The sequence below is a fragment of the Actinomadura napierensis genome, from assembly GCF_039529375.1.
GTDB lineage: Bacteria > Actinomycetota > Actinomycetes > Streptosporangiales > Streptosporangiaceae > Spirillospora > Spirillospora napierensis.
The window spans coordinates 1-11659 of record NZ_BAAAMR010000108.1; the positions used below are offsets into that span (position 1 = coordinate 1).

Consider the following 11659-nt stretch of genomic DNA (forward strand, 5'->3'; position numbering starts at 1 on the left):
ATCGGCGCGCTCGGCGCGAAGGGCGCCGCGGCGGCCGTGGGCGGCGCGGCCGTCATCGCGTCGGGCCTCCGCGCCGCCGTGTACGTCGCCGAGGCGAAGGACAAGCCGGAGCCGAAGCCGATCGTCGCCTCGCTCATCGCGCTGAACGAGCCGCGGAGGGACCTCGGCCAGGGGGTGTCCTTCCAGGCGCGGGGCCAGGTCGTCACGGTCGCGGACGGGCGGCCCGCGCTCGTCCGGAAGATCGACCAGGCGCTGCGGGCGCCGCTCGAGGAGCGCTGGGCCAAGACCCTCAAGGGCCTCACCGGTGGATCCGGCAGGGGCGCCTACACCGACGTCGTGAAACCGGCGATGCTGATGCGCAACGACCGGCTGCTGTCGGTCTGGTACACCGTCAACCTGCAGGGAGAGCGCGGAACCGGCTGGGACCACTCGCCCGCCGTGACCGTCGACCTGCGGACCGGCGCGGCCTACCGCCCGTTCGACCTGTTCCGCGTCCCGACCGAGCAGGGCCTCGCACCGCTGGACAAGAAGATCAAGGCGCACCTGCCCCACGGCACCTACTGCTACAGCGACGTCGACCCCGGGACCGGGATCATCAGGCCCCACGGCACCGACAACCCGTCCGCGTTCGTCAAGTCCGGGGACGTCAGCATGGCCCTGACGCCGACCGGGCTCCGCGTGGCCTTCTACGGTTCCGTTCTGGGCTACGAATCCGCGTGCGGCGAGGAGGACACGACCGTCCCGTACGCGGAGGTCGCGGACATGCTCAAGCCGGAGCTGCTGAAGGCCGTCCCGTACCCGTCGCCGGCCAGGTCCTGAAACGCCGGACGCCCCGCCCCCGGATCGTTCCGGGGGGCGGGGCGCCGACGAGAGATCACTTGCGCTTGTTGACCTCTTCGGTGAGCTGCGGCGCGACCTGGAACAGGTCGCCCACGATGCCGTAGTCGACGAGCTCGAAGATCGGCGCCTCGGGGTCCTTGTTGATGGCGACGATGGTCTTCGAGGTCTGCATGCCGGCCCGGTGCTGGATGGCGCCGGAGATGCCGACCGCGACGTACAGCTGCGGCGACACGGTCTTGCCGGTCTGGCCGACCTGGAACGAGTGCGGGTACCAGCCGGCGTCGGTCGCGGCGCGGGAGGCGCCGACGGCCGCGCCGAGCGAGTCGGCCAGGTCCTCGATGATCTTGAAGTTCTCGGCGCCGCCGACACCGCGGCCGCCGGAGACCACGATCGCGGCCTCGGTCAGGTCCGGGCGCTCGCCCTTCTCCTGGACGACCTTCTCCACGACCTTGGTGGCCTTGTCGGCGTCCGACAGCGTCACCGAGACCGCCTCCTCGGCCGGGGTGGCCGGGGACGCCTCGGGCGCGACGGAGTTCGGCCGCACGGCGATGATCGGCGTGCCGGTCTTCACCTTGGCGTGCGCGATGATCCCGCCGCCGAAGATGGAGTGCTCGGCGACGAAGCCGTCGGTGACGTCCACCACGTCGGTGAGGACGCCGGAGCCGGTCTTGACGGCCAGCCGGCCCGCCACCTCCTTGCCCTCGGCCGTCGCGGAGACCAGCACCGCTGCCGGGGACTTGTCGGCGACGAGCTGGGCCAGCAGCGCGGCCTTCGGCGCGACGACGTAGGAGGTGAGCTCCTCGTCGGCCGCGACGTAGAGCTTGCCGGCGCCGTACTCGCCGAGCTTGTCCTTGGCGCCGTCGGCGCCGGGGCCGACCCATACCGCCGCGGCCTCGCCCAGCTTGTTGGCCAGCGTCAGCAGCTCGAGGGTGACCTTCTTGACCTCACCGTCGACGTGGTCGACGAGGACGAGAATCTCAGCCATTGTTCCTTAATCCCCTTCCTCGGTCAGACGAACTTCTTCGACGCGAGGAACTCGGCGATCTTCGCGCCGCCGTCGCCCTCGTCGGTGACGATCTGACCCTGCGCGCGCGGCGGCGCCTCGGCGAAGTCGACCACCTCGGTGGCCGCGTTCGCCAGGCCGACCTGCGCGGCCTCGATGCCGGCGTCGGCGATGCCGAGCGTCTCGACCGGCTTCTTCTTGGCCGCCATGATCCCCTTGAACGAGGGGTAGCGGGGCTCGTTGATCTTCTCGACCACGCTGACCACGGCGGGCAGGGTCGCCTCGACGCGGTCGAAGCCGTAGTCGGTGACCCGCTGCGCCTTGATGGACGACCCGTCGATCTCCACCTTGTTGGCCAGCGAGACCTGCGGCACGCCGAGCCGCTCGGCGAGCATCGCCGCGAGCACGCCGGTGCGCGCGTCGGTGGACTCCGAGCCGAGGATCACCAGGTCGAAGCCGGTGCGGCCGAGCGCCTGCTGGATCGCGTAGGAGGTCTGCAGCGCGTCGGAGCCGGCGAGGGCGTCGTCGAGGAGGTGGACGGCCTTGTCGGCGCCCATCGCCAGCGACTTGCGGATGGAGTCGGTGGCCTTGTCGGGGCCCATGGTCAGAACGGTCACCTCGCCGCCCTGGGCCTCCTTGATGCGCAGCGCCTCTTCGATGGCGTACTCATCGAGCTCGTTGATGACACCGTCCGCGGCAGCGCGGTCGAGCGTGCTGTCATCGGACTTCAGCTTGCGCGGGCTCTCCGTATCGGGAACCTGCTTCACCAGGACGACGATGTTCATGGCCGGTGGCCGACCTCCCTGCACTCAGTTGGCCGCTGGGGTAAGCGGACAGAGGGGCGCCGCCCATGACGGGTCGACGCGGACATGCGCTTTCGTGGTCACAGCCTGCCAAACACCCGAACGTGCTTCGGAGCCGGGTCCCCGGTTCGGCCGTGCACGACAAATGTTACTCATCGGTAGCCTACTGGCAAATCCCAGTTCGTGAGACCTTACCCACGTGCACGCCCGGTTCACGGCGCCCGTCCCGCCCAGAGGGCGGCGTGACGCAGCTCATACTCATCCGCGGTCCATGGCGTTCTGCAACCGGTCGATCGAGCGCTCCAGCGAGCTCTGCAGCCCGTACATCGGCGCGAAGCTCGGCGTCAGCGACATCGCCCCGACCACCGCGAGCAGCGCCAGCACCCCCAGCGCCACCCCCGCGACCGCGATGTGCCGCGGATTGCCGGCGACCGCCATGAACATCCGCTCCAGCTGGCGGCGCGGCGCGCTGACGCCCGGCGCCGTCCACAGCACCGCCGCGCCCGCCCCGGCGCCGAACGCGCAGGCCCCCAGCGAGTCGATCTCCCCGCCGATGACCGACGCCGCGGCCAGCCCGAGCGGCACCGCCACCGTGAGCGCCGCCGCGTACGGGACGGTCAGGGCGGTCCGGCCGAGCGCCCACGCCCAGCCCGCCACCGTGTCGGACATGGCCGTCCGCAGCAGCGTCACCGCCACCAGCGTCAGCAGCAGCCCGGCGATCGGCATCATCACCGCGACGCCGACGCCGATGACCACCACCGTCGCCGCGAGCAGCCGCGCCCACCCCTGCGCCACCGCCAGCTCCTGCGCCTGCACCGGTTCCCGGACGGGCGCGGACGCCACCGCCCGCGCGGCCTCCTCCGCCACCGGCGGCGCCGGCGCCGGGACGGCCCGCGCCGGCCGCACCTCCAGCCGGGACGCCGCCTCCGCCAGCCGCTCCGCGTCCGGCCGCGCCGCCGGATCGGGGTCCGCGTCCGCCGCCACCAGCGGACGCAGATCCGCGGGCAGCGCGTCCGCGGGCACCTCGAACCGCCCGGTCGCCGCGAACGTCACCGTCGCCGCCCACGCGTGCACGTCCCCCGGCCCGTGCGCCCCGACGGCCAGCCCGAAATCCACCACGACCGGAGCGCCGTCCACCACCAGCACCGTCTCGGGCCCCAGCTCCCCATGGGCGAGCCCCGCCCGGTGCACGGCGGCCAGCGCCTTCGCCAGCCCGACCGCGATCAGCCGCAGCGCGTCGCCGGACATGGGCCCCTGCTCCGCGACGACCGCCCCCAGCGGGCGTCCCGGCACGAACCGCGACACCACGTACGGCCGGCGCACGCCGGACTCGCCGTCCAGGACGTCCGCCGCGTAGGGGCTGAGCACCGCTTGCATCCGCTCGATGTCGGGCGCGGCGCCCGGCGGCAGCAGCCTGATCGCCACATCGCGGCCGTCCGGCCCGGTGGCCCGGTGCACGCCGGTCCCGTCGCCCAGCCGGGACAGCAGCCGGTACGGACCGATGTGCTCCTGGTGGCTCGTCTCGCCGCTCATATGGCCCGCCACCCTACCGACCACCCCACCCACCCCGCAGCGCTCTGGGTTAGAGGTAGCCGGTGCGGCGGAGTTCGGTCTCCAGGGCGGCGAGGAAGGCGTCGACCTCGTCCTTGTCGTAGGTCTCGCGGAGGCGGCGCAGGGTGAAGGCGCGGGCGCGGACGTCGTCGGCGCCGACCACCTCGGCGAGGGCGCGGCGGTCGCCGACCAGCCACGCGCGGACGCGGCCGACGAAGCCGTCGACCTCGGCGGGGTCGTAGCCCTCCTTGAAGCGGGCGCGGGTGAAGCGGGCGGTGCCGAGCAGGGCGACGACGCGGCGGACGTCGGCGAGCTGCCCCGGCATCACCGGACGGCCCTGCAGGAGGCCCTGCGCGTGCCGGGCGTAGAGGCTCGCGGCCCGGTAGATCTCGGCGAGGCGGGGGCCGTTGGCGGGGACGCCGGTGCCCGTCTGCGCGTCGCGGGCGGCGCGGGTGGCGGCGGCGAGCGACTTGCGGGCGTAGCCGGCTGTGTGCTCCGACCAGGTCCCGCCGATGGCGTGGCTGCGCTCGGCGGCGACGAGCTCCCGCTTGGCCTCGGCGAGCGACACCTCGATCACCGACACGGTCAGCGCGAAGCCGGCCTGCGCGAACGCGGCGCGGCCCGCGACGACCCGGTCGGCGGGCGGCTCGGGCTTCGGCGGCGGGGGCGGCTCCGGTTTCGGCTCGGGCTTGAGCTTCAGCCGGGGCGCGATCGAGCCGGGGTTGGCGAACCGCGCGGCCAGTTCCGACGCGTCCGGCCGCAGGTCCGGGTCGCGGGCGAGCGCGTCCTCCAGCACCTCGCGCAGGTCGGGGGCGATCCCGGCGAGGTCCGGCCATCCGGTCAGGACGCGGCGGACGAACGCGGCCGGGCTCGTCGCCTCGTAGGTGCGGCGCCCGGTCGCGGCGTAGGCGATCGTCGCGGCCCAGCCGAACACGTCGGTCGGCGGGGCGGCCGGCTTGCCCTCCAGCACCTCGGGCGAGACGTAGCCGGGCGTGCCGACGGGTCCCTGGGTCAGCCGCGACGCCCCGGAGAGGTAGGCGATGCCGAAGTCGATCAGGATCGGCTCGCCGGACACCAGCATCACGTTGCCCGGGTTGACGTCGCGGTGGACGCTCTCGGCCTCGTGGACGGCGGCGAGCGCGTTGGCCAGGCCGCCGGCCAGCCGGAGCAGCCCGTCGCGGGGCAGCGGGCCGCGGCCCTTGACGGTCTCCAGCAGCGAGGCGCCCTCGACGTAGCGGGTGACGATGTAGGGCGGGTCGCCGTCCACGTCGTGGTCGACGAGCTCGACGACGTTGCGGCTGCGGATCCGGCGCATCGCCTCGACCTCGCGGCGGAGCCGGTCCTTGGCCTGGAACTCGGCGGGCAGGAACGGGTGCAGCGTCTTGATCGCGACCATCCGGCCGTCGTCGGCGCGGGCGAGGAAGACGTCGCCCATGCCGCCGCGCCCGAGCCGCTGCAGCGGGCGGTACGGGCCGATCGGCGCGAGCGGGCGGGGCCGCGCGCCGGGCATGGGGCCGCCGGTGGACACGGCGGGGCCGCTGCCGCTGGACACCCGCAGCCCCGCCGAGTCGGGGCGCAGCGCCCGCAGCCGCCGCACCAGCGCCTCGGCGGACGGGCGGGCCGACGGGTCGGCGGCGAGCGCGTCGGCGAGCAGGGGGCGCAGCTCGTCCGGGACGCCGCTCAGGTCGTGGTCGCCGCGGATGATCCGCACGCAGACCGCGGCGTCGTTGGGCGCGTCGTACAGGTCGGTGCCGGTCGCCGCGAACGCGATCATCGCCGCCCAGGCGAACACGTCGGCGGGCGGGCCGGCGTGGTCGCCCTCCATCAGCTCGGGCGCGTCGGCCCGCCAGGTACCGGACCGCCCGCCGCCGGTGTGCGTGAGGCGGGTGTCGTCGACGCCCTGCGAGATGCCGAAGTCGATCACGACCGGCTCGCCGGCCTCCAGCAGCACGTTGCCGGGCTTGATGTCGCGGTGCACGACGCCGGCCCGGTGCACGGCTTCGAGCGCCTCGGCGGTGCCGACCGCGATCCGCCACAGCGCCGCGCCGGTGATCGCGCCGGCGCCGCGGACCTCGTCCAGCAGGGGCCGGCCCTCGACGTACCGGGTGACGATGTAGGGGACGCGGGCGTCGACGTCGAACTCGACGATCTCGGCGACGCGGGGGCTGGTGACCCGGCCCATCGTCTCGACCTCGCGGCGCAGCCGGGCGCGCGAGTCGCCGGCGTCGACCAGGTGCGGGTGCAGGGTCTTGACGGCGAACGTGCCGCCGCGCGGGTCGCGGGCGCGGAACACCTGCCCCATGCCGCCGGAGCCGATCAGCTGAACCGGGCGGTACGGGCCGATCATCTCGGCCTGCTCACCGTCCACCGGCTCGGCGGCTGCTGCGGGCGCGGAGGGCGGGGGGCCGTCGGCCGGGAGGGCGTCCTGCGGGAGCGGCGGCGCGGGGACCGGGGCGGCCGCGAACGGCGGCGGACCGTCGAGCGGCGGCCCGGACGGCGCCGGCGGCTCGGGCGGTCCTGGCGGCTCGGGCGGCGGGGGGACCCAGGCTCCGTCAGACGAACGGGAACCCGGTGACGAGGTCGTGGACATCGCTGCGCAGGCTCTCCAGGTTCTGGCTCATGCCGTCCAGCGGGGTGGTGTCGGGCGGCTGCTTCTGGGAGAGGCCGACCAGCACGGCGGCGAAGATCCCCAGGATGAGGACGGCGGCGAGGGCGGCCTCGGTACGCGGGAGCGTCGCGCCCCAGATCCGGGCCAGCTGCCGGCGGGGCGCGCCGCTGCCCGGCGCCAGGCAGAGCAGCCCGATCACGGCCATCGCCGAGTACGCGATCGCCCGGGACGCGGTCATGTCGGACTTGGTGAAGATCAGCACGCCGAGCAGGACGAACCCGGCGAACAGGCTGAGCGCCGCCAGCAGCGCGGTGACCATGACCGCGCCGGGCAGGTGCAGCGGCGTCCGGAACGCCGCCGCGACGACGTCGCCGGAGCGCGGGCCGCGCCGGGTCCGCTTGCCCTCCATCCCCTGGGCGGCCTTGTCGGCGCTGCGCAGCACCAGCACGCCCGCGATCGTCACGCCGACCGCGAGCAGCGGCGCGATGTTGGCGAAGCCGAGCAGCGCCACCAGCACGATGAAGCCGAGCACCCGGTAGAGGCCGTAGGGCTTGCGGGCTTCCTTGTCCCGCTCGTGCCGGTCACGCTCGCCGCGCGGGGGCTCCGGACGGCGGCGCTGCGCGTCCTGCTGAGGGTCGTAGGGGCCGCCCTGCTGCGGCCCGCGCTGCAACGCGTTCGGCGGAGGCTGGGTCGGCTGGTTGTAGGGGCCGTAGGCGGCCGGCGGGTAGGTGCCCTGCGGTCCGTAGTTCTGCGTCCCGTACGGGGGCGCGGCGTCGTAGGGGCCGGGCGCGGGCGGCGGGACGGGCGGCGGCGCGGCGGGCGGCAGCTGCCCGACGAAGTCCTTCGGCTGCGCCGGGACGGGCGCGGGAGCGGGAAGCGGGGCCGGAGCGGGCGCCGCCGTGTGTCCGCTCGCGCGTCCGCCGGTGCGCCCGGTCGTCTCGCTCGGCGGCATGGCGAACTGCCGGGCGTGGTCGGGCGCCGGCTGCTCGACCGGCTGCGCCGTCCCGTCCGGGCGGGTGTAGTGCTGGTCGACCCGCGTCTGGTCAGTGATCGTCGCTTCGAGGTGGATGCGCCGCGCGAGCTGCACGAGGTTGACCGCGGTGGGCCGCTCGGCGGGGTTGCGGGCCATCGCCGAGCGCAGCAGCGGCAGCAGCGCGTCCGGCACGCCGTCCAGGTCGGGCGCGCCCTGCATGATCTTGTAGAAGATCGACTCGAAGGTGCCGGAGCCGAACGGCGGGCGGCCGGTCGCGGCGTAGGCGACCGTGCCGGCGAGCGCGTGCACGTCGGACGGCGGGCCCGCGTCCTCGCCCTCGATGATCTCCGGGGCGAGGTAGCCGGGGGTGCCGATGACCATGCCGGTGGCGGTCAGCCGGGTCGCGTCCGCGCCCTGCGCGATGCCGAAGTCGATCACGACCGGCTCGCCGTCCACGATCATCACGTTGCCGGGCTTGAGGTCGCGGTGCACGATCCCGGCGCCGTGGATCGCCGACAGCGCCGACGCCAGCCCGACGGCCAGCCGCTGCAGGCCCTGCCCGTAGATGGGGCCGTTGTCCTCGACGACCTCCTCCAGCGTGCGGCCGGGCACGTACTGGGTGACGATGTACGGCTGGTCGGCGGTGACGTCGGCGTCGAGGATCTCCGCGACGTGGGGGCTGTGCACGCGCCGCATCGAGTCGACCTCGCGGGCCAGCCGGCGGCGCGCCGTGGCGTCGCCCGCCACCGCGGGCCGCAGCACCTTGATGGCCACGTTGCGTCCCTCGGGGTCGGCGCCGAGGTAGACGACGCCCATGCCCCCTTCCCCGAGGGTCTGGAGCACGCTGTAGTGGCCGATACGGTCCCCGGACGTGACTGCTCCCTCCATCGTTTCCGAAACCCTACCTTCGCCGCCCCCGCCGGAAGGATCCAACGGTCATCTCAGGCCGCCGCGAACCGGCCGCGAACCGTGATAGTGTCGTCACTTTGCGCAAGCGCGCCCGCGATCCAGCGCGCGGACGGCCGCTCCCCCGGGTCCCGCGCCAGCGCCCGGCGCACCACGGCGAGCAGCGGCTCCGGCATCCCGTCCAGGTCGGCCTGCCCCCGCAGGATCCGGAAGCACACCCCGTGCAGCGAGCCGCGCCCGAACGGCGGACGGCCCGTCGCCGCGAACGCCGCGGCGGCCGCCCACGAGAACACGTCCGACGCGGTGGTGGCGCGCTCCCCCTCGATCAGCTCCGGAGCCAGGTAGGCGGGCGTCCCCACGACCATCCCGCGCCGGGTGATCTGCTCCATCCCCGCCTGGTGGGAGATGCCGAAGTCGATCAGCGTCGGCCGGTCGCCCAGCACGATCACGTTGCCCGGCGAGACGTCCCGGTGCAGCACGCCCGCGTCGTGCACGTCGGCGACGGCCAGCGCCAGCCGCCGCGCGAACCGGACGAGCCGGTCCCCGTCCAGCGGCCCGTACGCCCGGACCAGCTCGTTCAGCGGGCAGCCCGGGACGTACTGCATCACCACGTACGGCCGGTCCGCCGACACCCGCCCGTCCAGCAGCCGGGCGACGTACCGGCTGCTCACCCGCGCCTGCACGGCCAGCTCGCGGGCCAGCCGCGCCAGCGCCTCCGGCTCGCCCGCGACCTGCGGGCACAGCTCCTTCACGGCGACCTCGCGGCCCTGGGAGTCCAGGGCCAGATGCACCACCGCGGTGCTCCCCCGGCCGATCTCGTCCAGCAACCGATACTCGCCCAGCCGCCGATGAGTCCCCATGAACACTGAGACGCCGGAAACGGCGCCCGCGTTCCGGGCAGGTTCAGCCCTTGCGCGCCTCCTGGCGGGCGCGGCGCTCTTCGCGGCGGGTCTCGAACTTGGTGGCGGCGGAGTCGACCCCCTCCAGGAACTCGGCGAGCTCGTCGCGCGCCTTGTCGCCGTCGCCGGTCAGGTCGGTGCGGTCGAAGACGCCCCACTTGCGCAGCACCGGGGTGAGCACGTCGTCGTGGTGCAGGCGCAGGTCGTAGATGCCGGCGTTGGCGATGACGACGGACTTGCGCAGGAACCCGTCGATGCTGTGGCCGGGCATCTGGAACGCCTTGACGACATCGGTGATGGCCCGCATCGTCTCGTTCGGCGCGATGTCCAGCGCGGCGCCCATGAGGTTCCGGTAGAAGATCATGTGCAGGTTCTCGTCGGCCGCGACGCGCGCCATCATCTGCTCGCAGAGCGGGTCGCCGGACGCCCTGCCGGTGTTGCGGTGCGACACGCGGGTCGCCAGCTCCTGGAACGACACGTAGGCGGTGCCGTGCAGGAACGACTCGCCGTGGTCGGCCTCGTAGCCGGCCTCCATGTGGCGCATCCGGGCCCGCTCGAGCGCGACCGGGTCGACGGCGCGGGTGACGGTGAGGTAGTCGCGGATGACGATGCCGTGCCGGTTCTCCTCGGCCGTCCACCGGTTGACCCAGGTGCCCCAGGCGCCCTCGCGGCCGAAGACGGTGGCGATGGCGCGGTGGTAGCCGGGCAGGTTGTCCTCGGTGAGCAGGTTGACGATGAGGGCCTCGCGCGCCTCCGGGGTCACCTTCGAGTGCTCGATCGACCACGGCTCGCCGTCCAGCGGCCCGTCGAAGTCGCGGCCCTCGCTCCACGGCACGTACTGGTGCGGGAACCACTCCTTGGCCATGGACATGTGCCGGTCGAGCTCCTTCTCGACCACCGGCTCGAGGTCGAGCAGGAGACCGGTCTGGAACTTCTCTTCGGGGGTCACGGACATGCGCTTCCTTCGCTGGACGTGTCGGATGCCGGACGGTGCCGCCGCGCCCGCGGCACGGAATGGGGCGCCCAGCAGGCCGTTCTAACCTACTCAAGCGTAGGTTCGATGGTCGCCAGTCCACCCGACCCGCGTCAAGTCACCCCCGTGACAATCAAGCCCGGGAGTGTTTTGTAGATCTGAGCGAAACCGGTGGCGGCTTTTTGTCACTGCGTGTCGGCCGCCTGGTGCCACATCCGGTTCACCGCGGCCCTGAGCAGCGGGCGCGGGACCAGTTTCAGCGCGGGCAGCGCCGCCTTGTACTGCACGCCGGGGACGCTGAGCGCGCGTCCGGCCGCCACCGCGTCCAGGCCGGCCCTGGCCACGTCGTCGCGGCGCAGCCACAGCAGGTTGGTCGGGGCGTCGTCCTCGGTGCGGGTGAAGCCGGGGCACAGCGCGGTCACGTGCACGCCCTTCGACGCGACCTCCGCGTGCAGGCTCTCGGAGAAGGACGCGACGTAGGCCTTGGTCGCGCCGTAGGTCGCGCTGCCGGGCGACGGGGTGAACCCGGCCATGGACGCGACGTTCAGCACTCCGCCGCGTCCGCGCAAGACCATCCCCGGGAGCGCCGCGTGGGTGAGCCGGACGAGCGCGGTGACGTTCAGCTCCAGCTGCCGGAGGTGGTCCTCCACGGGCAGCTCCGCGAACGCTCCGAAGGCGCCGTGCCCCGCGTTGTTGACCAGCAGCTCGACGGGTTCGGCGCGCAGCCGCCGCTCGATCTCGGCGCGCTGCCCGGGATCGGTGAGGTCGGCGGCCAGCACCTCGACCGCGACCCGGTACCGCTCGACCAGCTCGCGGGCGAGCCCGTCCAGCAGGTCGCCGCGGCGGGCGACGATCACCAGGTCGGTGCCGCGGGCGGCCAGGATGCGGGCGAAGCTCTCGCCGATCCCGCTGGACGCGCCGGTCACCAGCGCGGTTCGGTACGCGTGTCGCATGGCGGCAGATGCTATCGGTGATCTTGGCCGCGCCCGGCGGCACTCACCGAAACGCTTCACAAATGGTGCGAAGAGGACCATGAAGAGGAGGCGGCACTGCGGGAGACAACGGGTGTCCCATCGCCCGTCCCCCACAGGAGCCCACCATGG

General features: G+C 73.9%; 9 protein-coding genes. 1 reads left to right on the forward strand and 8 read right to left on the reverse strand.

The window, feature by feature from the left end:
- Positions 1-819: hypothetical protein (locus ABD296_RS39460; protein ID WP_344279936.1), on the forward strand; the 819-nt coding region annotated here is incomplete at its 5' end.
- Positions 820-874: 55 nt separating this feature from the next.
- Here ABD296_RS39460 and ABD296_RS39465 read toward each other — a convergent pair.
- The 8 genes from ABD296_RS39465 to ABD296_RS39500 form a co-directional block, all read right to left on the reverse strand.
- Entirely contained in the window at positions 875-1825 is a 951-nt protein-coding gene (locus ABD296_RS39465) for an electron transfer flavoprotein subunit alpha/FixB family protein (protein WP_344279939.1), read from the reverse strand.
- Positions 1826-1848: 23 nt separating this feature from the next.
- The gene (locus tag ABD296_RS39470) at positions 1849-2628 is read right to left on the reverse strand and encodes an electron transfer flavoprotein subunit beta/FixA family protein (RefSeq protein ID WP_344279942.1); all 780 of its coding nucleotides are present in this window, start codon (positions 2626-2628) and stop codon (positions 1849-1851) included.
- 276 nt (positions 2629-2904) lie between these two features.
- Positions 2905-4179, reverse strand: a complete 1275-nt coding sequence (locus ABD296_RS39475; RefSeq protein ID WP_344279946.1) for a hypothetical protein — start codon at positions 4177-4179, stop codon at positions 2905-2907.
- 49 nt (positions 4180-4228) lie between these two features.
- Positions 4229-6787 (reverse strand): protein kinase domain-containing protein, encoded by a 2559-nt coding sequence (locus ABD296_RS39480; protein WP_344279949.1) that lies wholly within the window; start codon positions 6785-6787, stop codon positions 4229-4231.
- On the reverse strand, positions 6750-8666 hold the full coding sequence (locus ABD296_RS39485; protein WP_344279952.1) for a serine/threonine-protein kinase: 1917 nt from the start codon (positions 8664-8666) through the stop codon (positions 6750-6752). Before ABD296_RS39485 ends, ABD296_RS39480 begins: the two co-directional genes overlap by 38 nt.
- 53 nt (positions 8667-8719) lie before the next feature.
- Entirely contained in the window at positions 8720-9544 is an 825-nt protein-coding gene (locus tag ABD296_RS39490; RefSeq protein ID WP_344279955.1) for a serine/threonine-protein kinase, read from the reverse strand.
- A gap of 43 nt (positions 9545-9587) precedes the next feature.
- Positions 9588-10538: an acyl-ACP desaturase gene (locus ABD296_RS39495; protein ID WP_344279958.1), complete on the reverse strand. Its 951-nt coding sequence runs from the start codon at positions 10536-10538 to the stop codon at positions 9588-9590.
- 203 nt (positions 10539-10741) lie between these two features.
- Positions 10742-11509, reverse strand: coding sequence for an SDR family NAD(P)-dependent oxidoreductase (locus ABD296_RS39500; RefSeq protein ID WP_344279961.1), 768 nt, complete (start codon positions 11507-11509; stop codon positions 10742-10744).
- Between the last annotated feature and the right edge of the window lie 150 nt (positions 11510-11659).

What these genes read in the sequence shown, in the direction of transcription:
- ABD296_RS39490 (WP_344279955.1), bottom strand. Translation starts at nt 9,544, where the DNA reads ATGGGGACTCATCGGCGGCTGGGCGAGTATCGGTTGCTGGACGAGATC.
- ABD296_RS39465 (WP_344279939.1), bottom strand. Translation starts at nt 1,825, where the DNA reads ATGGCTGAGATTCTCGTCCTCGTCGACCACGTCGACGGTGAGGTCAAG.
- ABD296_RS39495 (WP_344279958.1), bottom strand. Translation starts at nt 10,538, where the DNA reads ATGTCCGTGACCCCCGAAGAGAAGTTCCAGACCGGTCTCCTGCTCGAC.
- ABD296_RS39500 (WP_344279961.1), bottom strand. Translation starts at nt 11,509, where the DNA reads ATGCGACACGCGTACCGAACCGCGCTGGTGACCGGCGCGTCCAGCGGG.
- ABD296_RS39470 (WP_344279942.1), bottom strand. Translation starts at nt 2,628, where the DNA reads ATGAACATCGTCGTCCTGGTGAAGCAGGTTCCCGATACGGAGAGCCCG.
- ABD296_RS39485 (WP_344279952.1), bottom strand. Translation starts at nt 8,666, where the DNA reads ATGGAGGGAGCAGTCACGTCCGGGGACCGTATCGGCCACTACAGCGTG.
- ABD296_RS39475 (WP_344279946.1), bottom strand. Translation starts at nt 4,179, where the DNA reads ATGAGCGGCGAGACGAGCCACCAGGAGCACATCGGTCCGTACCGGCTG.
- ABD296_RS39480 (WP_344279949.1), bottom strand. Translation starts at nt 6,787, where the DNA reads ATGTCCACGACCTCGTCACCGGGTTCCCGTTCGTCTGACGGAGCCTGG.